This is a genomic window from Anaerotignum faecicola (assembly GCA_024460105.1).
Taxonomy (GTDB): Bacteria; Bacillota; Clostridia; order Lachnospirales; family Anaerotignaceae; genus JANFXS01.
In genome coordinates, this window is the sequence record JANFXS010000007.1 from 67,723 (window position 1) to 90,323 (window position 22,601).

Genomic DNA, 22,601 nt, shown 5'->3' on the forward strand with positions numbered 1-22,601 from the left:
GAAAGCGGTGTGTTTTTTGGATAAACTTTTAGACAGTATAAACAAAGCTAACGACATTAAAAAAATACCTGTTAAAGATTTTCCGCGGCTTGCGAAAGAAATACGGGGATTTTTGCTTGAAAATATTTCAAAGACAGGCGGGCATTTAGCTTCAAATCTTGGAGTTGTTGAACTTACTATGGCTCTGCACTATACAATGGATTTGGAAAAAGACAAAATTGTTTGGGATGTAGGGCATCAGGCTTATATACATAAGATACTTACGGGAAGAAAAGAAGGATTTAAAAACTTAAGACAGCTAGACGGGTTGAGCGGGTTCCCTAAGCCTTCAGAGTCAAAATATGACTCTTTTGCCACCGGACATAGTTCAACTTCAATTTCGGCCGCCCTAGGAATGGCCATAGCAAGAGATTTAAAAGGTTCGAATGAAAGGATAGTTGCCGTTATCGGCGACGGTTCTATGACAGGCGGCCTTGCTTATGAAGCGCTTAATAATGCCGGCAGGAGCAATACAAACATACTTGTTGTGCTTAACGATAACCAGATGTCGATATCAAATAATGTCGGGGCGGTTTCAAGGCATCTGAATGATTTAAGAACTGCCCAAGCCTATTTAAATGCGAAGGCAGGCGTGCATAAAGTCTTGGATAAAATTCCCGTTATAGGGATGACTTTAGATAAAACTATCGAAAAGATAAAAGACGGGATAAAATTTTTTCTTGTTTCGGGAATTATGTTTGAAGAACTTGGATTTAACTATGTCGGACCTGTTAACGGACACAATTTTGACGAATTAATCGATGTTCTTAATAATATAAAAAAAATAAACGGCCCTGTGCTTCTTCATGTAAGAACAAAAAAAGGAAAAGGCTATCGTTTCGCCGAGCAGTTGCCATGGGATTATCATGGCGTCGGCAGTTTTAATATAAAAAACGGATGTCCGACTTCAAAGAATAAAAAAACATCTTTCTCAAAAGTTTTTGGCGATACAATGGTTTCGCTGGGCAGGGAAAATAAGAAGCTTGTGGCAATTAGCGCGGCCATGACAAGCGGCACAGGTTTGGATGATTTTCAGCTTACATTCCCTAAAAGGTTTTTCGACGTAGGAATTGCAGAGCAGCATGCGGTTACTTTTGCCGCCGGTATAGCGGCCTCAGGGTTTATACCTGTTTTTGCAGTTTACTCTACATTCCTTCAAAGGGCATATGATGAAATAATAACCGATGTTGCAATGCAGAACCTTCATGTTATATTTGCCATTGACAGGGCGGGCATTGTCGGCGCCGACGGTGAAACACATCAGGGAATATTTGATATTTCGTATTTGTCGGGTATCCCCAATTTAACCATTATGGCTCCCCGTTCGGGAAAAGAACTTAAAAATATGCTCTCAAAAGCTGTCGCCATGGATGGACCTGTTGCAATCCGTTATCCCAGAAGCGATGCGGAAGAGGAATGGAACATAAACGAAGAAGTGGAATACGGAAAGGCTGAAATTGTTGAAGACGGATGTGAAATTGCAGTTTTAAGCTGTGGAACTATGTTCCGTTATGCCAAAGGGGCTGTTGATAAACTTAAAGAGGAAGGATATAGTCCGGCGCTTGTAAATATCAGATTTATAAAGCCTTTAGATATTGAAGCTGTAAATTATATATGTGAAAAATGCGAGTATATATTTACTGTTGAAGATAATATTGTTGCCGGAGGGTTTGGTAGCTGTATTGAAAGCGTTGTGTGCCGAAAGAACGGAATAGAGTTCAAAGCTTTCGGTTTTCCGGATAAGTTTATTGAACAGGGAACGAGGGAACAGCTTTTTAAAAGATACGGGCTTGATTCCGAGGGCTTATACAACAGTATAAAGAGTATTTTAGAAAAAGGAAAAGAACAGAATGGCTGATAAGGAAAGACTTGATATATTACTGGTTCAAAACGGGATTGCAGAAAGCAGGGAAAAAGCAAAAGCTATGATAATGGCCGGAGTTGTGTATGTTAACGGTCAAAAGGAAGATAAGGCAGGCACAAAAGTAGACGTTAAAGCTGAGATTACTGCAAAAGGCAGCCAAATGAAGTATGTAAGCCGCGGGGGTTATAAGCTGGAAAAGGCCATAAATAAGTTTAATATTGACTTGCGCGGCAAAATTTGTATGGATATAGGGGCTTCGACAGGCGGGTTTACAGATTGTATGCTGCAAAACGGGGCAGTTAAAGTTTATTCTATAGATGTGGGATATGGCCAGTTTGCATGGAAACTGCGCAATGATGAAAGGGTTGTCTGCCTTGAAAAAACAAACGTCAGGTATCTGACGGAAAATCATGTTCCCGAATTAGCTGATTTTGCTTCAATAGATGTTTCGTTTATTTCTCTTACAATGGTCCTTCCTCCCACTTTATCCAGGCTGAAGGACGACGGGCAGGTTGTATGCCTTATAAAGCCGCAGTTTGAAGCGGGAAGGGAAAAAGTAGGAAAAAAAGGCGTGGTTAAGGATTTAGATGTTCACAGAAACGTTATTGTAAAAATTATAGACTTTGCTTTTGAAAACGGCCTTGGTATTAAAGGCATAGATTATTCGCCAATTAAAGGTCCGGAAGGAAATATCGAATATTTAATACTTCTTGACAAGTTAAATCAGGGAATTTCAAAACCGGAAGCATATGCCTTAGCAAATAATATTGCATATGTTTCTCATGATGAATTATAATAAAAATAGGAGAGCCCCAATGAAAAGAATAGGTATCTTGCCAAACACAAGAAAAGACGAGAACTATAACGCAACTAAGGAAATAACAAAACTTCTTTTGAGGCTTGGCTGCATTCCTATGATAAGTGAAAACGCGGCTGAAACGGCGGGATTTGAGCAGTATTCCGCTCGCGATGATATGATTTACAGGGAAAGCGATTTTATAATTGCTCTTGGCGGCGATGGAACGATGCTCAGCGTCGGAAAACGGGCCGCAAAATATAATACGCCTATTATGGGAATTAATCTCGGACATCTCGGATTTTTAACGGACAGCAACGTAGACGAAATGGAAACGGCAGTAAAAAAAGTCCTCAGGGGAGATTTTAAGCTTGAAAAAAGGATGATGCTTCAAGGAGATATATATACTTCAAGGGATTACAGAAGGAGCGTTATAGCTTTAAACGAAGTCAGCATTTCAAGGGGAAGCATATCGGATGTAGGAGTGTTTGTTAATAATGAATATATCGACGACTTTTTTGGCGACGGTATTCTTGTTTCAACCCCTACAGGCTCGACGGCATACAATTTGGCGGCCGGAGGGCCTATATTAAAAAGCGATGCGAAAATGCTTGCAATAACGCCGATATGCCCGCATAAGCTTCATGCAAGGAGTATTGTAGTAGGAGCCGACGACATTGTAAAGCTTGTTATAAATACGGCGCCGCGTCACAGGATATTTGTGGTTGTCGACGGTCAAAGCATATGCCCGCTTGAACACAGGGATTATATTATAATAAGGAAATCGCAGTTTTATACAAGCATTATAAAAACAGGGGATCTGGGTTTTTATGACGTCTTGAGAGAAAAAATGTTCGGACGAGGAGGCAGGTAAATTGAAAATAGCCAGACAGACAAAAATTCTTGAAATTATAGAAAACAACAATGTTGAAACACAGGAGGACCTGGCACAAATGCTGCGTGATGAAGGTTTTGCCGTTACTCAAGCCACAATTTCAAGAGACATACGCGAACTTAAGCTGACAAAAATGGCAACAGAAAACGGAAAGCAAAAATATGTTTCAATTACAACCACAGACGCCGAAGTTTCCGAAAGGCTCATCAGGGTTTTTAAAGACGCCGTTATAAAAATGGATTTTGCTCAGAATATGATTGTTATTAAAACTCTTAACGGAATGGGAATGGCGGTTGCAGTTGCCGTTGACAATATGGAAAACAGCGATATTCTCGGTTCTATAGCCGGAGACGACACGGTGTTCTGCGTAGCAAGAACGCACAGTCAGGCAGTGGAATTTATACAGAAACTTAACCGCATTATAAATGCAGAATAAATCAGGTGAAAAACAATGCTTTTAAGATTACATATAAAAAATGCGGCGCTGATAGAAAAAGCCGACATAGAGTTTGGATACGGCCTTAATATACTTACAGGCGAAACAGGCGCGGGAAAAAGCATGATAATAGATTCTGTTAATTTTGTACTCGGAGAAAGGGCGTCCAAAGATTTTGTGCGTACAGGCGCAAAAAATGCACAGGTTGTGGCTGAGTTTGAAATTTCAAACGATGAAATACAAAGACAGTTTGAACAAATGGGAATCGAAATAGAGGATAATGCCGTTATTATACAGCGAACATTGTCGTCTGAAGGAAAAAGTTCTAACAGGATTAACGGAACTCCTGTTACTGTTTCTATGCTTAAACGTCTGTCAGAAAGCCTTATTGATGTGCATGGTCAGCATGAACACCAGTCTTTGCTGAATCCTGCAAAGCATATAGATATACTTGACAGTTTTTGTATGCCCGAAATTGATGATATTAAAAGAAATATGGGCGATATAATAAAAGAATATAAAACTGTTATTGGCGAGATAAAAAGTCTAAGTGGTGAAGAATACGATATTAGGGATAAAATAGAAAAGCTTGAGTTTAGGATCAATGAAATTAATGACGCGGCTTTGAAAGAGAATGAGGAAAATATTCTTAATGAACGCCGGGATTATCTTAATAATATAGACAAAGTTATGAGAAATACGAGGGAAAGCCTCAAGCTTTTATATGAAGGAGAGGATGAAATACTTTCTGCATCGGATCAAATCGGCCATGCTTTGAATTTGATGAATGAACTGAAAGAATTTGATTCGGACGCCCTTAAAATATACAATGCTTTAAATGAGGTGAGCGATTCTCTGGAAGATACCGTTCGCGATATTAGGAGATATAACAGTGAAATTGACGGCGATCCCGATGAAATTGAAGAAATAGAGGAACGTCTTGATTTAATATATAATCTTAAAAAGAAATACGGCCCTACTGTGCACGATATACTTGAGTTTAGAGATAAGGCTCAGCAGGAACTTGATTTTATTATTAACAGCGGCGAAACGCTTGAAAAGCTGATTGCGAAAAAGAAAGAACTTCTTGCCCAAATAAAAAACGGCTGTGATATAATGACTGATATAAGACGGCGCAGGGCTGAAGAACTAAGCATAGAAATTGAAAAACAGCTTAAAGATCTTGAAATGAGAAATGCTGAATTTAAAATTAATGTTAAAAAGAAAGAAACATTTAGCTTTAAAGGCAACGATACAGTGGAGTTTCTCATTTCTCCAAATTTGGGAGAAGAATTGAAGCCTCTTTCAAAAATCGCTTCCGGAGGCGAAATGAGCCGGATTATGCTGGCGCTTAAAACAGTTGTTGCCGATGCCGAAACTATTGATACATTCATATTTGATGAGATAGATACGGGCGTAAGCGGCAAAACAGCGTCGCGTGTAGGTGAAAAGATGGCGGCTATAGCGAAAAAACGTCAAATTTTATGTATAACCCATTTGCCGCAAATCGCGGCAATGGCCGATAATCATTTCCTTATTGAAAAAAGCGTAGAAGGAAATAAAACAATTACGAATATAATTTGTCTTGATAACTATGGCTCTGTAAATGAGATATCAAGGCTTATGGGCGGGGATAACGGAGGCATTGTTGAGAAGGCCGCCGCTAAAATGAAAGAGGATGCCCAAAGTTTTAAAAAAAGCCTTAAATAAATTTATACAAGCTCTATATTAAAATATGGATATGAAAGGTGGCGATTTGTGATGAAAATTTCAACTAAAGGGAGATATGCGTTGAGGCTTATGGTTGATATTGCCGTTCACAGCAATGGCGGCAATGTGCCGCTTAGGGACATATCCAGCAGGCAGGGTATATCTTTTAAATATTTGGAACAAATTATAGCGTTGCTTTGTAAGGTTGGGTATATTAGAAGTATGCGCGGCCCGTCCGGAGGATACAAGCTTACGCGCGAGCCGAAAGATTATTCGGTGGGAGATATTTTGAGGGTTACCGAAGGAAATCTTGCTCCTATTTCATGCCTTGATGGAAACGGCGAGCATTGTGAAAGGCTGAACCAATGTGGAACGCGAAATTTTTGGGATGGCCTTTACCATGTAATTAATGAATATATTGACAAGTACACGCTTGAAGATTTAGTAAATGAATATAATAAAAATCAATTTGACGACTATATGATATAAAAACCCGCAGCCGAGGATGAGCGTTTCCGGATAAAACATATAATTAACCGGATACTGTTTGCTTTTTAACGGCTGCGGGGTTTTTTAAGCCTTATATTTTCCGGGGAAATTGTAAGCTTGGCCTATGAATAACATTAGAGTTTAAAAAGCCTTTTATCGGCAATAAAGCCTTTTCTTGAAGGATTTCCTTCAGCTCTGTATATTTTTAAATCGGTTACGTCAAAAACAGAGGCCCAAATTGTATCCATTCCGTTTTTTCGGTTATATTGGCACATAAACCCATATTTACCTGACAGCAAATCCGCTGAAAATTTAACTGAAGGTTCAAATTCTTTTTCAAAAGCTTCCTTAATTGTTTTATACCTTTCATGAGAATGAATATCATCTGTTCCTTTATATTGATATGCCAACATTTCTGGCGAATTAAAGTGATTGGTTGTAAATAAATAAGTTTTTTCTTTAGGATATATTACGTTTACTTTATCGCAGCAACATTCCAGAAGCGCTGTTTTGCCGCTTTTATCGGCAAGCATAATTGTATGCTGTGAAGATATAGGAAGTGATTTTGCAGCCGCAACAGCTTCGTTTACGTTTTTGCATTTTTCCAATATATATCTTATCATTAAACCTGCATTTATTCCCGGCTTTATTTTTACAGGATATATAAATGTGAGTCCGGCGGCAAGGCCGTGTATGTTTATTCCGTCCTCAATTTCAGTCCATGATGTGGTGTTGCCTATGAATCGATATCCGTCTTTAAGGTTATAGTACGCGCTGTCGCAAAGTTTTCTTATATTAGATAAAAAATCACTGTTTCTTGCCAATATTGTTTTGTTTCCTTTGCTGAAAGCAAAGCATGAGCAGTTGTTTTCATAAGTAAAGCAGTACATTGTAAATAAAAAATCTGCAATTGAACTAAAATCTATATTGAGCCCGTCTGCAATTCCTTGAATCTCTTCTGTAATTTCCGGATAATATTTAATATAAAACGGAAGGCACGCAGCCGAAAACTCTTTCTGTAATTTTGTTATACTGCGTGCAGAAATCGGGTTAATGCCTTTTTTGAAAAGCGATTTTCCGTATCTTAGACCGGCTTCATAGTGGCTGTTTTTCCAGATTGAATGATACATTATAATTCCCCTTTGCTTTAAATTAGAGGAAGGCGCCAACCATATTTTCAGAATAAGTTATTAAAAATTTTATGTCAAGAGAAAAAATAATTTTTATATTGACAAAATACAGTAAGAATACTATAATTATATCATACTAAATCGATAGGAATTATATGAATTATAAAAAGGCGGCGATACAAATGAAAAAAAGCAGAGATTACAAATTTGAGACATTACAGCTTCATTCAGGACAGGAAACTGCAGACAGTGCAACAGGAGCAAGAGCTGTTCCGATATATCAAACTACCAGCTATGTTTTTGATAACTGCTCTCAGGCAGAAGGCCGGTTTAATTTAAGCGAACCGGGGAATATATACGGAAGGCTTACAAATCCTACCCAAGACGTATTTGAAAAAAGGATAGCGGCTCTTGAAGGAGGGGTTGCGGCTCTTGCAGTGGCTTCAGGAGCAGCCGCCATCGCATATGCAATACAAAATATCGCTTATGCGGGAGATCACATTGTTTCGGCGTCTACCGTGTATGGAGGAACATATAATCTTCTTGCAAATACGCTTAAGGACTATGGGATTGAAACTGATTTTGTAAACGGCGACGACCCTGCAAATTTTGAAAAAGCCATTAAACAAAATACAAAAGCTGTGTTTATTGAAACGCTTGGAAATCCAAACAGCAATATAATAGATTTTGAAGAAGTTGCAAAGATTGCGCATGAGAATAAAATACCTTTAATTGTCGATAATACATTCGCAACTCCATTTTTGTTCAGGCCGATAGAACACGGGGCAGATATTGTTGTACACTCGGCAACTAAATTTATAGGCGGCCACGGAACATCTTTAGGCGGCGTCATTGTTGACAGCGGAAATTTTGACTGGGAGGGAAGCGGAAAATTCCCGGGACTTACGGAACCAAATCCAAGCTATCATGGAATAAGTTTCGTTAAGGCGGCTGGAAAAGCGGCGTTTGTAACTAAAATTAGGGCGGTGCTTTTAAGGGATATGGGGGCGGCAATATCGCCGTTTAACGCATTTTTGTTGCTGCAGGGGCTTGAAACGCTTTCTTTGAGAGTGGAAAGGCATGTTGAAAATTCACTTAAAACAGTTGAATTTCTCAAGAATCATCCGTACGTTGAAAAAGTAAACCATCCGGCTGTTAAAGAAAGTAAATATAATAATCTTTATGAAAAATATTTTCCTAGCGGAGCCGGTTCGATTTTTACTTTTGAAATTAAAGGCGGCGAAAAAGAAGCGAAAGAATTCATTGATAATTTGAGTGTATTTTCTCTATTGGCTAATGTTGCGGACGTTAAATCGCTTGTAATACATCCTGCTTCCACAACACATTCGCAGATGACTGCAAATGAACTTGAAACAAGCGGTATTAAGCCTAATACAATAAGGCTTTCTATCGGTACTGAACATATAAGCGACATTATTTTTGATTTGGAAGAAGCATTTAAAGGAGTGAATTTCAATGAAGATATATAAGTCCATAACGGAATTAGTGGGAAGGACTCCTATTATCGAATTAAAGAATTTTGAAACGAATAACGGACTTAAAGCAAGAATTTTGGCTAAAACGGAGTATTTTAATCCTGCCGGAAGCGTCAAGGACAGGATTGCAAAAGCTATGATTGAGGACGCCGAAAACAGGGGCGAAATAAATAAAGATACGGTAATAATTGAACCGACAAGCGGAAATACCGGAATAGGAATAGCGGCCATATCGGCGTCCAGAGGATATAAGGTTATACTTACGATGCCTGAAACCATGAGCGTCGAAAGGCGGAACCTTTTAAAAGCATATGGAGCTGAACTTGTTTTGACAGACGGAAGCAAAGGGATGAAAGGCGCTATTGCCGAAGCCGAAAGATTGAATAAAGAAACGCCTAATTCTATTATTTTAAGCCAATTTAACAATAAATCAAATCCAAAAGCGCATGAAAATACAACGGGAATTGAGATTTGGGAAGATACCGACGGAAAAATTGATATATTTGTTGCAGGGGTTGGAACAGGAGGTACAATTACCGGAGTTGGAAGAGCTTTAAAAGCTAAAAATCCCAACATTAAGATAGTTGCAGTTGAACCGGAAGATTCTCCCGTGCTTTCGGGGGGGCTGCCCGGACCGCACAAAATACAAGGGATTGGCGCAGGATTTATTCCTGAAAATCTTGATACCGGAATATATGATGAGATAATTAAAGTGAGTAATGAAAATGCATTTGAAACCGGCAGGGAGATTGCTCAGAAAGAAGGGCTGCTTGTTGGCATTTCATCAGGCGCGGCCGCATGGGCGGCGAAAGAATTGGCTAAACGCCATGAAAATAAAGACAAGGTAATAGTAGTGCTGTTTCCGGATACAGGTGAAAGATATTTGTCTACGCCTATGTTTAATAGGTGACTGCTTTAAAATCATAGCAAAAGGCAAGTTTTTCCACTTGCCTTTTAAATAATTAGCTATTGTTTTTTGTTTTATAAACAGGAGGTTCCTGCGCAACTTTTTGGATTTTACCGTGAACGGATTTTTGTTCTTTCTGCTGTTCCTCTAAAAGCCAGTGCATAAAGTAGTCAAGTGTTTGACGCTTTTCATCTGATAAGTTGCTGTATATATTTTTAAAATCATCAAACTGTTTTGGGTACTCGCTTTCGATATATGGATTTTTAATATCGTTTACACAAAGAAGATAGTCCATAGAAACATCAAAGTATTTGGCAATTTTTTTTAAATCTTTAATAGAAGGCTCATTCCTGCCTGATTCATAATTGGAGATTGCAGTATAACCGTAATTTAAAAAATTTGCCAGGGTGCTTTGAGTGAGTTTATTTTCTTTTCTTAGGCTTTTTAGCCTCTCTTTAAATTCCATAATGTCACCTCGAATAAGATTGGTTGATATAATATATACTAACTAGGGATTTCTTACTGTTTATAGTCTATATATCAATAATTTATTAACAACAAATTATGTTTTATGCTATACAACAAATATTATAACAAAGAAGTAAAGTTATTGGAAAGAAGATGTCACAAATTGACAATGCGAATTCATAAAAAGAAAATTTAAGTGCGTAAAATGATAACTTATCGATTTTATTTGTTATATAGCTGATATTGTAATATTATTTTGACCATAATTAAAAAATTTCATGTATTAAATATAAAGGAGTTTTTGCCATGAAAAGAATTGTATATTTTGATAATGCTGCAACTACGCCTGTAAGGAAAGAAGTTTTAGAAGAAATTCTGCCGTATTTTACAGAAGAATACGGCAATGCTTCAACTCCTTATTCCGTTGGGCAAAAAGCAAAAAAAGCTGTAGATAAAGCTCGTGAACAAGTGGCGGACGCGCTTGGGGCAGACGCTTCGGAAATATATTTTACAGCAGGCGGAAGCGAGTCCGATAACTGGGCGTTAAGAGGCGTCGTTTCAGCGCTTAAAGATAAAGGAAAACATATAATTACTACTTCTATAGAACATCATGCAATACTCCATACGGCGGAGTATCTTCAAGAAGAAAAAGGCGTTGATGTAACGTATCTCCCTGTTGATAAATACGGGCTTGTGGATCCGGATGACGTTGAAAAGGCGATTCGGCCCGATACAGTTTTAATTTCAATTATGATGGCTAATAATGAAGTAGGAACGATTGAGCCGATTGCCGAGATCGGAAAAATTGCAAAAAAACACAATGTTGTTTTCCATACAGACGCAGTACAGGCTGTGGGACATGTTCCTATAGACGTTAATGAGATGGGAATCGATATTTTATCTCTTTCCGGTCATAAGCTTGGCGCTCCTAAAGGAATTGGCGCAATTTATATCAGGAAAGGCGTAAAAATCAAACCGCTTATTTACGGAGGCGCACAGGAACGGAAGAGAAGGGCAGGAACCGAAAACGTAGCCGGAATTGTAGGGCTTGGTAAAGCTGTTGAACTTGCTCAAAATGAAATGGAAAGTGAAATAAAGAGATTAACATCATTAAGAAACAGGCTTATCGACGGAATTATGAAATCTGTTCCGCATACAAGGCTTAACGGGCATCCTGATAAAAGGCTGCCGGGCAACTGTAATATTTCTTTTGATTTTATTGAGGGAGAATCCATGCTTATGCTTTTGGATATGAATGGGATAATGGCTTCAAGCGGATCTGCATGCACCTCGGGAAGCTTGGATCCTTCTCATGTGCTGCTGGCTTTAGGTCTGAAACATGAAGAAGCCCACGGTTCTGTCAGGATGACTCTTGGAAGGGATACCACACAGGAGGACGTTGATTATGTAATTGATAAATTTCCGGGGATAGTTGAAAGATTAAGGAGTATGTCCCCTCTTTATGAGGACTATATGAAACAAAATGCTAATGAAAAGAGGTAATGTTTATGGAATATACAGAAAAAGTTATGGATCATTTTATGAACCCGAGGAACATGGGAAGTATCGATAACCCAAGCGGTACGGGACGCGTGGGAAATGCAAAGTGCGGGGATATTATGCAGGTTGAACTTAAAATTGAAGACGATATTATAAAAGATGCGAAATTCAAAACTTTCGGATGCGGCGCCGCTATCGCAACAAGCAGTATGGCTACAGAACTTGTAAAAGGAAAAACTATTTCCGAAGCGCTTAAAGTTACAAATAAAGCCGTAATGGAGGCTCTCGACGGCCTTCCTCCGGTAAAGGTACATTGTTCTCTCTTGGCGGAAGAGGCATTAAACGCCGCTTTATGGGATTATGCAAGCAGAAACGGCATAACTATTGAAGGGCTTAAAGAGCCTGTAGAAGATGTTGACGACGAAAGACATCACCATTGAAATAAATAAAAAAATTAAAGCGAGGGATTTCCCTTGCTTTAATTTTTATGGTATACTATAATTGTTTTTTATTATATTCAAAAGAAAAGCGGTGGTTTTTTGAATAAAGGGAAAGTTGTTGTAGGAATGTCGGGAGGCGTTGACAGTTCCGTTACAGCATATCTGCTGAAAAAAGACGGATATGAGGTTATAGGGGCTACTATGCAGATTTGGCAGGATAACCCTGTTGATATTGACGATGGCGGGTGCTGCGGTCTATCTGCTGTCGATGACGCCCGAAAAGTTGCGCAAATGCTTGACATACCTTATTATGTTATGAACTTTAAACGTGAATTTAAAAGAAATGTAATAGATTATTTTATTGACGAATATTTAAACGGCAGGACTCCTAATCCTTGTATTGCATGCAACAGGCATGTAAAGTGGGAAGCGCTTTTGAGAAGGACAATGGAAATAGGCGCCGACTATATAGCTACAGGCCACTATGCCCGTATTGAAAAACATCCGCATACCGGTCGGTATACGCTTAGGATGTCTGATGCAAAAAACAAAGATCAAACTTATGTTCTTTATAATTTGACTCAGGAACAGCTTTCAAAAACTATAATGCCTTTGGGAACTTATAATAAAGACGAAGTACGCAAAGTAGCCGATCAAATAGGCCTCAAGGTTGCGGATAAGCCTGACAGCATGGAAATATGTTTTATTCCAGATAATGATTATGGAAAATTTATCGAAACCAGCAGGGATATTGTTATAAAAGGCGGAAATTTCATTGATATGGACGGAAATATACTGGGAAAGCATAAAGGAATTATGCACTACACAGTGGGCCAAAGGAAAGGGCTCGGTATTTCGTTTGGCAAGCCGATGTTCGTTTATGAGATAAGGCCGGAGTCAAACGACGTTGTATTATGTGAAAATGAAAGTTTATTTAAAAAAACTGTTTTTGCCGATAAAGTTAATTTTATGGCGTTTGAAAATATAGACGGAGAAATGGAGGCTGAAGCAAAAATACGTTACAGCCATAAAAAAGCAAAATGCAAAGTGAGCATGATAGATGAAAACAAAATAAAGTGCGTTTTTGACGAGTCTCAAAGGGCCGTAACACCCGGACAAGCCCTTGTCGTTTACGACGGGGATTATGTTGTATGTGGAGGGACAATAATCGGAGGCGAGTAAAGAATTTTATGTCTGTTTATGTAATTTTTTATTATATTTAGTAAAAATAGGTTGTTTTTGCCTAAAAATATGATATAATATGTTTGCACGCAATAAAAAGACAAATGATTTTGTTGCAAAGACAATTGCTTTGGGAGGATAAAAAATGGATCTGGATTTTAATGAAGTAAGAAAATGCGACCCAGAAATTGCAGACGCTGTTTGCAGGGAGCTTAACAGGCAAAGGAACAATATAGAACTTATTGCATCAGAGAACTTTGTTTCAAAGGCAGTTATGGAGGCAATGGGTTCTCCGCTTACAAATAAATATGCCGAAGGATATCCGGGCAAAAGGTATTACGGAGGATGCTTTGAAGTTGACGTTGCGGAAAACCTTGCAAGGGAAAGGGCAAAAGAACTTTTTGGATGCGATCATGTGAATGTTCAGCCTCATTCCGGAGCTTCTGCAAATACTGCCGTTTACCTTGCCATGCTAAAGCCGGGAGACACGATACTCGGCATGAACCTTAACCATGGGGGTCATCTTACACACGGCAGCCCCGTGAATATTTCCGGGCTGTATTTTAATATTGTGCCTTACGGAGTTGATGAAACGGGTTTTATTGATTACGACGCCCTTGAAAAACTTGCAAAAGAAACAAAGCCGAAAATGATTGTTGCGGGGGCAAGCGCATATGCAAGAACTATTGATTTTGAAAGGTTTTCGAAAATAGCTAAGGAAGTCGGGGCATATCTTATGGTTGATATTGCGCATATTGCCGGCCTTGTTGTTGCGGGGTTACATCCTTCTCCTGTTCCGTACGCCGACTTTGTGACAACAACAACGCATAAAACGTTAAGAGGGCCGAGGGGCGGCATGATAATGTGCAAGGAAGAATATGCCAAGGCTATTGACAAAGCTATATTCCCGGGCCTTCAGGGAGGGCCGCTTATGCATATTATCGCCGCTAAAGCAGTATGCTTTAAAGAAGCCCTTCAGCCGGAATATAAAGAATATATGAAACAGGTTGTAAAAAATGCTTCTGTGATGGCAAATGCATTTATAAATAATGGAATCGACATTGTTTCCGGAGGAACGGATAATCATCTTATGCTTCTTGATTTAAGAAAGCTTAATATTACAGGAAAAGAAGCTGAAAAACTTCTTGACGAGGTAAATATTACATGCAATAAAAATACAATACCTTTTGATCCGCAATCGCCTTTTGTAACAAGCGGAGTTAGGATAGGAACTCCTGCCGTAACTACAAGGGGGATGAAAGAAAACGATATGATGGAAATAGCGGATATAATATCGTCGGTTTTAAAAGATTTTGATAAAAATAAAGAAGAAGCAAGGCGTAGGGTAAAAGCTTTAACAGAAAAATATCCATTATATTAATTAACAGATTTTAAAAATCCTGCAAATCCTATTTAGGCTTTGCAGGATTTTTATATAGCGTGGAGGCGCTTTCTTGACAATATTAAGTATTCATAATAAAATTATAATATAATTATTTTTTGGGAGGCTTATATATTGGAACTTACTATTGCAGCGGTTGTATTTGCATTTATAGTATATATTTATTTTAAAAGGCTTGAGGCCGCATACTGTGAAATTAATAAAAATAAAATTAAACGCGCCGCTGAAGACGGGAATGAAAAGGCTTTTTTTATATATCAAAAAATAGATAGGATTGATGTTTATAAAGCGGGCATTAAATTTGTAATAAATCTTCTTGTTGTATTTTTAACAATGTTGGTTTTTATTCTTTTTTGGCAGATTAAAAACGGAGGAGAAAGCTTAGAAATATATTTTGCAGCGGATACATATATTTGGCTTTTTATAATATCGGCGGTAATTTCAGAAGCTATGCTTCTATTCGGAAGCCTTTTGGCAGAAAATTTTGGTTCAAAACGAAGCGAAGATATTGTATGTTCGTCGATAAGCTTTGTTTCAGCCGTATCTTTTATATTATGTCCGGTTATATATTTATCGCTTTGGATATCAAAACGTGTTAGTAATTTGCTTGGTATAGTTCCTGAGAATAATGACGACAGTGTGACTGAGGAAGAAATCAGGTTGTTAGTTGATGCAAGCGAAGGAGACGGAGCAATAGATCAAAGTGAAAAGGATATGATAAATAATATTTTTGAATTTAATAATACAATAGTCGGAAATATAGCAACGCACAGAACAGATATTGTGGCTGTGCCTATTTCCGCAAGTTTGGATGAGGTTATAGAAGTTATAAGCGGTGAAAAGTTTTCAAGGATACCTGTTTATGACGAGAATATTGACGATATTATAGGTATTTTCCGTGTGAGAGATTTATTGAAGTTCTATATTGACGGAAATAACGGACAAAATTTTCAACTTAACGATATTATAATAGAACCTTATTTTGTTCCGTTTTCTAAAAAAACGGATGAGCTGTTTGAAGACATGCAGAAAAATAAAGTTCAGATGGCTGTTGTAATAGATGAGTACGGCGGAACGGCCGGAATTGTCACAATGGAGGATTTAATTGAAGAAATAATGGGAAATATATTTGACGAGTATGATGAGGAGGAAGAAGAAATTTATCAAATTGATGAAAACACATTTTTGATACAAGGAACGACTGAAATTGAGGATGTTGCAGATGCCCTGGGTATTGAACTTGAAAACAGCGAGGATTATGATACTATAGGAGGTTATTTAATCGGTAAGCTTGAGAGAATACCGGATGATAACGAACGGCCTAAAATAGAAGTGGGTCAATGTGTTTTTAAAATTGAAAAAATATTTGATAAACGAATTGAATTAATAAAAGTTCATAAAAATGCTGTGAACAATAGTTAAGACTACGTTAATTTATTTTATTTTTGATATATGAAAGGGCCATATCTTAGATATGGCCTTTTTTAATTAATAAAGATAGACTACAAAATTTGTTATGAATTTATATAATATTTTTGTAAAAATTAATAACACGTATATTTAAAGGTTTTAAAAGATAATTTTTAAATTTTTCCAACTTAAAAAGAAAATCAGTGTAAAAAAGGTCTATCTTGTCTGAATAGCTCCCGCCTTTTAAGGTAATTTTAAATATGAAGGAGGGTTATAAGCTATGCGGAAAAGAGCGAAATTTTTATTATGTTTTATAGTTTCGGCTATGCTGGTTTTGGTTTTAGGAATACAGGTATTAATACCAAAAGAAATAAATTTGATGGTAGGCAAACAAGAAAGTTTATCTTTTAATCTTCCTTTAAAAGCAAATATAGGGGACGAGGAAAAAATCGTTGTTTCAGGAATAGACACGGAGCCTGTAACTGAAAATATTGAAATTGATTTGAATCAGGATACGATTTTGACTCCAATTAAAGCCGGGGAAACAAAGGCTGAAATTTCTGCCTTTGGAATACCAATAAAAACTGTTTCCGTTAATATTATGCCAAATAAAAAGCTTATTCCAAGCGGCAAAATTGTTGGAATAGTTATGAAAACCGAAGGTGTTTTGGTACTGGGAACGGGAAGTGTAAAAGGCAGCGACGGCAGCACGGCAAAGCCGTCTGACGGCGTTTTGAGAACGGGGGATATTATAATCAGCTGCAACTCTTCTTCGATAGTTGAAAAAGAGGATCTTCAAAAAGCTATAGACGACGCCGGTGGCAACGAAATTGACCTTACTATTAAAAGAGATAATAAAGAAAGCAATGTTAATATAACTCCTGTAAAAAATGAAAACAATGAATATAAAATAGGCGTTTGGATAAGGGACTCCACACAGGGGCTTGGTACGGTTACGTTTATTGACAAAGATAATAAAACTTATGCGGCGCTGGGTCATGGAGTTTATGACGTTGACACCAAATCTCTTACTCCTGTTTCCGAAGGAACGCTGACAAATGCCGAAATTTTCGGAATACAAAAGGGTGAAGCTGGCGTTCCCGGCGAAGTTACCGGAAGGCTTTCAAAAGGCAGCCGCCTTGGTTCTGTCGATAATAACACTGATTGCGGAATAAACGGCAGTTTGAATGGATTCGGTGAGGAAGAACTAGCCGGAGAAGCTTATGAAATAGGCTTAATGCAGGATGTCCATGAGGGAAATGCAGTTATTTTGAGCGATGTGCTTGGCGACGGCGTGAAAGAATATTCGGTTAGTATAGAAAGTATAAATAAGCTTGGATTAAGCGCTGACAAAGGAATGGTTGTAAAAGTTACCGATCAGAGGCTTTTGGAAAAAACAGGCGGAATTATACAGGGAATGAGCGGTTCCCCAATAATACAAGACAATAAGATAATAGGGGCGGTAACGCATGTTTTTGTAAAAGATCCAACAAAAGGATACGGGATTTTTATAGAAAATATGATTCAGTAAAAACAAAGAGATTTTGGACAGGGCGATTGCCTTGTCCATTGCTTTAGTGTTTTAACGGATATTCTTTAAGAAAATATTTTTGAAAAGCTGATTTGGCAGATATTAAAATAAAAATAAAATTATTTGTCAAAAGGTATTGACTTAGAGTTAACTCTAAGATGTATATTTTTTATAGCATTGAGCAGTGCGGAATACAATATGCAGCGCTTTGTGTTGGTATTCCGAAAAGGAACCGGTTCAACTTTTGTTTACACATCGCATGGACGAAAACTTTCTAAAGGTTAAGTCGATGTTCTGAGATTATTAAACCTGTTTATAATTTAAAATATTATGTCATGGAGGAATTTAAAATGGAACATAAAAAATTAGGATTTGGGTTTATGAGGCTGCCGTTAAAGGATAAAAATGATCCGTCGAGCGTAGACACGGAAACGCTAAATAAAATGGTAGACATATTTTTAGATGAAGGGTTTACATATTTTGATACGGCTTATATGTATCATGATTTCAAAAGCGAAATATTTTTAAGGGAATCTTTGGTTAAACGCCATAAAAGAGATAGTTTTACAGTTGCATCAAAAATGCCGATAATGTTTTTAAAAGACGCCGGGGATCTTGAAAAGAAATTTAACGAACAGCTTGAAAAATGCGGCGTTGAATATTTTGATTATTATCTTCTCCACAATCTGAATGTAAATCACTTTGAAATTGCGGAAAAATTTAGGGCTTTTGAATTTATAAAGAATAAAAAAGCCGAAGGAAGAATTAAAAATATAGGATTTTCATTCCACGATGAAGCATGGCTGTTGGATGAAATATTAACAAAGTATCCGTATATGGATTTTGTGCAGCTTCAAATGAATTATATTGATTGGGACAATAAAAGCATACAGTCAAGGCAGTGTTATGAAACGGCAGTCAAGCATAATAAGCCTGTTATAGTAATGGAACCGGTTAAGGGCGGAACTTTGGCAAATATCCCTGAAGAGGCTGAAAATATAATAAAAGACCGGGCTCCGAATATGTCGGCGGCGTCATGGGCGATCAGATTTGCGGCAAGCCATGACAAAGTGCTGATGGTATTAAGCGGAATGTCAAATATTGAACAGCTGCTGGACAATATTTCATATATGAAAGATTTTAAGCCTTTAAATGAAGAAGAATTTAAAATTATTGAAAACGTTGTCGATATTATAAATAAGAATACTGCAATACCGTGTACATCATGCAGATATTGTGTCGACGGATGTCCTAAAAATATTGCTATACCAAATTATTTTACTTTATATAACGCTGAAATGCAGTCTAAAACAGAAGGATTTTCCACTCAAAAAGTTTACTATGGAAACTACATAAAAGATTACGGAAAAGCTTCCGACTGCATAGCTTGCGGCCAATGTGAAAAAAGTTGTCCGCAGCGCTTGGATATAATCGAAGGGCTTAAAAAAGTAGCAGAAACTTTTGAAAATTGATAAAATAAAGGTGATGTTTATGGAATATAGGATTTTGGGAAAAACAGGATTAAAAGCAAGCGTTGTCGGAATTGGAGGAGAAGGTTTTGAAAACAAATCATTTCCTGAATGTGAAGAAATAATTGACGCCGCTTTTTCAAATGGAATAAATATAATTGATATTTACAATTCAAATCCCGATGTGCGCAGCAACGTAGGAACGGCTTTGAAAAAATACCCACGGGAAAGCTATATTATTGAAGGACATTTATGTTCAGTATGGGATAACGGACAGTATCGAAGGAGCAGGAACATAGATGAGGTAAAGGAAGCCTTTGAGGACTTTTTATCCAGAATGAGGATAGGCTATGTCGATATTGGCATGATACATTATGTTGATGATAAAAAGGATTTTGAAAATGTATTTAACGGCGAAATAATAAAATACGCCAAGTCCCTTAAAGAAAAAGGGATTATAAAACATATTGGTTTATCAACGCACAATCCGGATATTGCGTTTATGGCGGTTGAAAGCGGAATAATTGAAGTGATATTATTCAGTATAAATCCGGCATACGATATGCTTCCGGCAAGCGAAGACATAGATTTTATGTTTGAAGAAAGCACATACAACGGCAGGACGTATGAAGGCATTGACCCAAAAAGAGGGAAATTATATCAAACGTGCGAGAATAAAGGCGTTGCATTAACGGTTATGAAAGGATACGGGGCGGGTATATTGTTAAATGAAAACCAGTCCCCGTTTAAAAAGGCGTTAACGCCTGTTCAGTGTATACATTACTGCCTTACAAGGCCAGCCGTTGCATCGGTGCTTGTCGGGGTTTCAAATGTTGATGAAGTTTTGGCGGCCACTGGATATTCAAATGCAAATGATAAAGAAAAAGATTACAGCAATGTGCTTTCTAATGCTCCTAAAAGCGTATTTAAAGGGTATTGCATGTATTGCGGCCACTGTGCGCCATGTACAAGGATAATTGATATAGCAAATGTAAATAAGTATCTGGATCTTGCGTTGGTGCAGAACAGCGTGCCTGATACGCTTAAAAATCATTATATGCTTTTGGAACATCATGGCGGCGAGTGTATAGAGTGCGGAGCCTGTGTTAAAAACTGTCCGTTTGGCGTAGACATCATAGGAAAGATGAAGCAGGCCAAAGAATTATTTGGGGCATAGCCGGAGGTGATAAGATGACTATTGCCGAAGTGAGCAGGAAATTTGATTTATCGGCGGATACTTTGCGTTATTATGAACGTATTGGTTTGATCCCTCCGGTACCGCGCAATAAAAGCGGTATACGGGATTATGATGAAATTTCGTGCGGCTGGATTCAACTTATGAAATGCATGAGAAAAGCCGGAGTGCAGATTGAAGCGCTGATAGAGTATGTTTCATTGTTCAGAAAAGGGGATGAAACGGCAGAGGCAAGAAGAGATTTGCTGATTGAGCAGAGGGATCAGCTTGTTTCAAGGATTGAAGAGATGCAGTCGTCCCTTGAACTTTTAAACAGCACAATAAAGAAATACGAACAAGGCCTTATGCAGCTCGAAATTGATTTGAGCAATGCTGAGAAGCTGAAAAAAATTTAAGACAGTAAATAATAAAAAACTTGTACGCGGTATAAATAAGAAAATTGCCGTCTACAGGTTTTTTATTTATAATATTGTCTGTAATTTATGTAAATTAGAGGTTTTTAAATTTTTTTATGGAAGAAACAGGGCAAAAGATATATAATATATTCGATTAGTTTAGATATCTATTTTGTTATAAGGAGCGTATACTCTATGGACAGTTTTGCACAACAGTTTCAAATATCCGTAAAAAAACCTTTTAACAACGCTTTGTATGAATTTATGACGGTGAGCTGTAAGTACTCAAATTTTACAAAAGAAGTTTATTTCCTGAGGTATATATGTAAAAACAATTTTGAAATGGAATTTCAAGCCTTAGAAGATGAATTTAAAACGAGCGGTCTTAGCGCGAATGGGTATTATTTTGAAAAAAACTTCAAAAATTTAGTGCCTTCAAACGAAACGACAAAATACATATCTCTTTATAATGAAGGGAATATTAAGTTTCCTTTTGAATTTCAAAATGAGATTTTGGAACGCGCGCTTAAATCGAATTATGACAGGGTAATAAATGTTTTTAAAACGGTCAAAGGCAGGGAGGAAAGTTCTATAATACGCAATTTTACCGTTAAATTGCTGTATTGGATAGACACATATTTTCCAAAGCTTTATAAAGACACATTAAAAATGAACCGTTTTCCTAAATTTGTATGCAGCGGCAATATAAAGTTACAGGAATACTTATTCCTTTATTATCTGGTATTAATGGGATGTGACGTGCTGTACATAGGGCAGAATTGTGATGTGGCGGTTGAATCGAACGAACTTTTGGATATATCACATGTGCCGGACGGCAGCGAAAGTGTTTTGAACACTATCGAAATGATAAAGCATGTGAATAACGTATCGGTCGGCGGCAATATGTCCGGCAATTCAAAAAAGGCAGACGGCAACATAAAAAGCGATAATAAGATTGTGCTTCCTTTGGAGCGGGTGAGGAAACATGGCAAGGATGATAAAAAGCAAAATAACGGTACTTCCGGGCCTGTAAATTCCAACTCGGGAACAAGCTTAAATTCGCCGTTAGACTTTGAAGAGCTTGCAAAAACGGCGTCGTCAGTTGTTATGCTGAGGGTTTTTGACAAAAACGGGCAGTGTGTAAAAACAGGTTCAGGCGTTGTAATAAACAGTTCTGGCTATATACTGACCAATTTCCACGTTGTAAACGGCGGCTCTTATTACGGAATACAGCTTGAGGAAGAAACAGACATTTTTTATACGGACGAACTTATAAAATATAATCAGTATTTTGATTTGGCGATACTGCGCATGGAAAAACGAAGAAGACCGGTTCCTGTTTATAAAGGCGGAAAAAGGCTTGTAAGGGGGCAAAAAGTTGTGGCAATCGGAAGCCCGCTTGGCCTTTTTAATTCCGTTTCCGACGGTATTATCTCGGGTTTCAGAAAACTTGAAGATGTTTCCGTAATACAATTTACGGCGCCGGTTTCTCATGGAAGCAGCGGAGGAGCTTTGCTTGATTTATACGGAAATCTAATAGGGATAATAACAGCCGGATATGATGACGGACAAAATCTTAATCTTGCGGTAGATTATGAAACAATATGGCAGTTTGCAAATGGTTTCCTAAAATAAAAAGAGTATATTTCGTATAGAAATGTATAATTTGTTATGATTTTAATATTAACGGCATGGCGTTTTATGGTTTAAAGATTAATGATTTAATTATTAAGCGTATGTTTTGTTATTTAAAATGGTATGCAGTATATTTTAATATGCATTTTTTTTAGTAATTGTGAATTTTATTTTAAAAAAAATTAAAAATTCTATTGTAAAAACCATAGTGT

Annotated in this window: 20 protein-coding genes; 18 read left to right on the forward strand and 2 right to left on the reverse strand. The window is 37.5% G+C overall.

Features of this window, described 5'->3' with window-relative positions; all coding sequences use genetic code 11:
* Positions 1 to 16: 16 nt before the first annotated feature.
* The 6 genes from dxs to NE664_11450 are packed head-to-tail and all read left to right on the forward strand — an operon-like array spanning position 17 to position 6,229.
* Positions 17 to 1,897 carry a 1-deoxy-D-xylulose-5-phosphate synthase gene (gene dxs, locus NE664_11425; protein MCQ4727253.1) on the forward strand — a complete coding sequence of 627 codons (1,881 nt, stop codon included), beginning with the start codon at positions 17 to 19 and terminating at the stop codon, positions 1,895 to 1,897.
* Positions 1,890 to 2,699: a TlyA family RNA methyltransferase gene (locus tag NE664_11430; GenBank protein MCQ4727254.1), complete on the forward strand. Its 810-nt coding sequence runs from the start codon at positions 1,890 to 1,892 to the stop codon at positions 2,697 to 2,699. Before dxs ends, NE664_11430 begins: the two co-directional genes overlap by 8 nt.
* Positions 2,700 to 2,718: 19 nt before the next feature.
* Entirely contained in the window at positions 2,719 to 3,573 is an 855-nt protein-coding gene (locus tag NE664_11435; protein MCQ4727255.1) for an NAD(+)/NADH kinase, read from the forward strand.
* A 1-nt stretch (position 3,574) separates the two neighbouring features.
* Entirely contained in the window at positions 3,575 to 4,030 is a 456-nt protein-coding gene (gene argR, locus NE664_11440) for an arginine repressor (GenBank protein MCQ4727256.1), read from the forward strand.
* 15 nt (positions 4,031 to 4,045) lie between these two features.
* Entirely contained in the window at positions 4,046 to 5,740 is a 1,695-nt protein-coding gene (recN, locus tag NE664_11445; GenBank protein MCQ4727257.1) for a DNA repair protein RecN, read from the forward strand.
* Positions 5,741 to 5,791: 51 nt separating this feature from the next.
* Positions 5,792 to 6,229, forward strand: a complete 438-nt coding sequence (locus tag NE664_11450; GenBank protein MCQ4727258.1) for an Rrf2 family transcriptional regulator — start codon at positions 5,792 to 5,794, stop codon at positions 6,227 to 6,229.
* Between the two features lie 134 nt (positions 6,230 to 6,363).
* Here the strand turns inward: NE664_11450 and NE664_11455 are convergent, their stop codons facing one another.
* Positions 6,364 to 7,359 carry a C45 family autoproteolytic acyltransferase/hydrolase gene (locus tag NE664_11455; protein ID MCQ4727259.1) on the reverse strand — a complete coding sequence of 332 codons (996 nt, stop codon included), beginning with the start codon at positions 7,357 to 7,359 and terminating at the stop codon, positions 6,364 to 6,366.
* Positions 7,360 to 7,541: 182 nt separating this feature from the next.
* On the opposite strand from NE664_11455, the gene NE664_11460 reads away from it, so the two are divergent.
* Both NE664_11460 and cysK read left to right on the forward strand, forming a co-directional pair.
* A complete protein-coding gene (locus NE664_11460; GenBank protein ID MCQ4727260.1) occupies positions 7,542 to 8,849 on the forward strand; it encodes an O-acetylhomoserine aminocarboxypropyltransferase/cysteine synthase in 1,308 nt (435 codons plus the stop codon).
* Positions 8,836 to 9,765, forward strand: a complete 930-nt coding sequence (gene cysK / locus NE664_11465) for a cysteine synthase A (GenBank protein MCQ4727261.1) — start codon at positions 8,836 to 8,838, stop codon at positions 9,763 to 9,765. Before NE664_11460 ends, cysK begins: the two co-directional genes overlap by 14 nt.
* Positions 9,766 to 9,817: 52 nt before the next feature.
* On the opposite strand, the gene NE664_11470 is transcribed toward cysK, so the two are convergent.
* Positions 9,818 to 10,228 carry a helix-turn-helix domain-containing protein gene (locus NE664_11470; GenBank protein MCQ4727262.1) on the reverse strand — a complete coding sequence of 137 codons (411 nt, stop codon included), beginning with the start codon at positions 10,226 to 10,228 and terminating at the stop codon, positions 9,818 to 9,820.
* A gap of 308 nt (positions 10,229 to 10,536) precedes the next feature.
* Here NE664_11470 and nifS point away from each other — a divergent pair, with 308 nt between their 5' ends.
* The 10 genes from nifS (at position 10,537) to NE664_11520 (ending at position 22,389) form a co-directional block, all read left to right on the forward strand.
* Complete coding sequence (gene nifS / locus NE664_11475; GenBank protein MCQ4727263.1) at positions 10,537 to 11,733, forward strand: cysteine desulfurase NifS; 1,197 nt, start codon at positions 10,537 to 10,539, stop codon at positions 11,731 to 11,733.
* A gap of 5 nt (positions 11,734 to 11,738) precedes the next feature.
* Complete coding sequence (nifU, locus tag NE664_11480; GenBank protein MCQ4727264.1) at positions 11,739 to 12,170, forward strand: Fe-S cluster assembly scaffold protein NifU; 432 nt, start codon at positions 11,739 to 11,741, stop codon at positions 12,168 to 12,170.
* A gap of 99 nt (positions 12,171 to 12,269) precedes the next feature.
* Positions 12,270 to 13,352, forward strand: a complete 1,083-nt coding sequence (gene mnmA / locus NE664_11485; protein ID MCQ4727265.1) for a tRNA 2-thiouridine(34) synthase MnmA — start codon at positions 12,270 to 12,272, stop codon at positions 13,350 to 13,352.
* Positions 13,353 to 13,497: 145 nt separating this feature from the next.
* Entirely contained in the window at positions 13,498 to 14,733 is a 1,236-nt protein-coding gene (locus NE664_11490) for a serine hydroxymethyltransferase (protein ID MCQ4727266.1), read from the forward strand.
* 135 nt (positions 14,734 to 14,868) lie between these two features.
* Positions 14,869 to 16,176 (forward strand): hemolysin family protein, encoded by a 1,308-nt coding sequence (locus NE664_11495; GenBank protein ID MCQ4727267.1) that lies wholly within the window; start codon positions 14,869 to 14,871, stop codon positions 16,174 to 16,176.
* A 268-nt stretch (positions 16,177 to 16,444) separates the two neighbouring features.
* Entirely contained in the window at positions 16,445 to 17,695 is a 1,251-nt protein-coding gene (spoIVB, locus tag NE664_11500) for a SpoIVB peptidase (GenBank protein MCQ4727268.1), read from the forward strand.
* A 350-nt stretch (positions 17,696 to 18,045) separates the two neighbouring features.
* Positions 18,046 to 19,167: an aldo/keto reductase gene (locus tag NE664_11505; protein MCQ4727269.1), complete on the forward strand. Its 1,122-nt coding sequence runs from the start codon at positions 18,046 to 18,048 to the stop codon at positions 19,165 to 19,167.
* A 19-nt stretch (positions 19,168 to 19,186) separates the two neighbouring features.
* Positions 19,187 to 20,341: an aldo/keto reductase gene (locus NE664_11510; GenBank protein ID MCQ4727270.1), complete on the forward strand. Its 1,155-nt coding sequence runs from the start codon at positions 19,187 to 19,189 to the stop codon at positions 20,339 to 20,341.
* 14 nt (positions 20,342 to 20,355) lie between these two features.
* Positions 20,356 to 20,754: a MerR family transcriptional regulator gene (locus tag NE664_11515; protein MCQ4727271.1), complete on the forward strand. Its 399-nt coding sequence runs from the start codon at positions 20,356 to 20,358 to the stop codon at positions 20,752 to 20,754.
* Positions 20,755 to 20,949: 195 nt separating this feature from the next.
* Complete coding sequence (locus NE664_11520; protein MCQ4727272.1) at positions 20,950 to 22,389, forward strand: trypsin-like peptidase domain-containing protein; 1,440 nt, start codon at positions 20,950 to 20,952, stop codon at positions 22,387 to 22,389.
* Positions 22,390 to 22,601 lie beyond the last annotated feature (212 nt).

Coding starts and splice junctions, on each gene's coding strand:
- NE664_11430 (MCQ4727254.1), top strand. CDS start 1,890: ATGGCTGATAAGGAAAGACTTGATATATTACTGGTTCAAAACGGGATT.
- NE664_11435 (MCQ4727255.1), top strand. CDS start 2,719: ATGAAAAGAATAGGTATCTTGCCAAACACAAGAAAAGACGAGAACTAT.
- recN (MCQ4727257.1), top strand. CDS start 4,046: ATGCTTTTAAGATTACATATAAAAAATGCGGCGCTGATAGAAAAAGCC.
- NE664_11450 (MCQ4727258.1), top strand. CDS start 5,792: ATGAAAATTTCAACTAAAGGGAGATATGCGTTGAGGCTTATGGTTGAT.
- NE664_11455 (MCQ4727259.1), bottom strand. CDS start 7,359: ATGTATCATTCAATCTGGAAAAACAGCCACTATGAAGCCGGTCTAAGA.
- NE664_11460 (MCQ4727260.1), top strand. CDS start 7,542: ATGAAAAAAAGCAGAGATTACAAATTTGAGACATTACAGCTTCATTCA.
- cysK (MCQ4727261.1), top strand. CDS start 8,836: ATGAAGATATATAAGTCCATAACGGAATTAGTGGGAAGGACTCCTATT.
- NE664_11470 (MCQ4727262.1), bottom strand. CDS start 10,228: ATGGAATTTAAAGAGAGGCTAAAAAGCCTAAGAAAAGAAAATAAACTC.
- nifS (MCQ4727263.1), top strand. CDS start 10,537: ATGAAAAGAATTGTATATTTTGATAATGCTGCAACTACGCCTGTAAGG.
- nifU (MCQ4727264.1), top strand. CDS start 11,739: ATGGAATATACAGAAAAAGTTATGGATCATTTTATGAACCCGAGGAAC.
- NE664_11490 (MCQ4727266.1), top strand. CDS start 13,498: ATGGATCTGGATTTTAATGAAGTAAGAAAATGCGACCCAGAAATTGCA.
- spoIVB (MCQ4727268.1), top strand. CDS start 16,445: ATGCGGAAAAGAGCGAAATTTTTATTATGTTTTATAGTTTCGGCTATG.
- NE664_11505 (MCQ4727269.1), top strand. CDS start 18,046: ATGGAACATAAAAAATTAGGATTTGGGTTTATGAGGCTGCCGTTAAAG.
- NE664_11510 (MCQ4727270.1), top strand. CDS start 19,187: ATGGAATATAGGATTTTGGGAAAAACAGGATTAAAAGCAAGCGTTGTC.
- NE664_11515 (MCQ4727271.1), top strand. CDS start 20,356: ATGACTATTGCCGAAGTGAGCAGGAAATTTGATTTATCGGCGGATACT.
- NE664_11520 (MCQ4727272.1), top strand. CDS start 20,950: ATGGACAGTTTTGCACAACAGTTTCAAATATCCGTAAAAAAACCTTTT.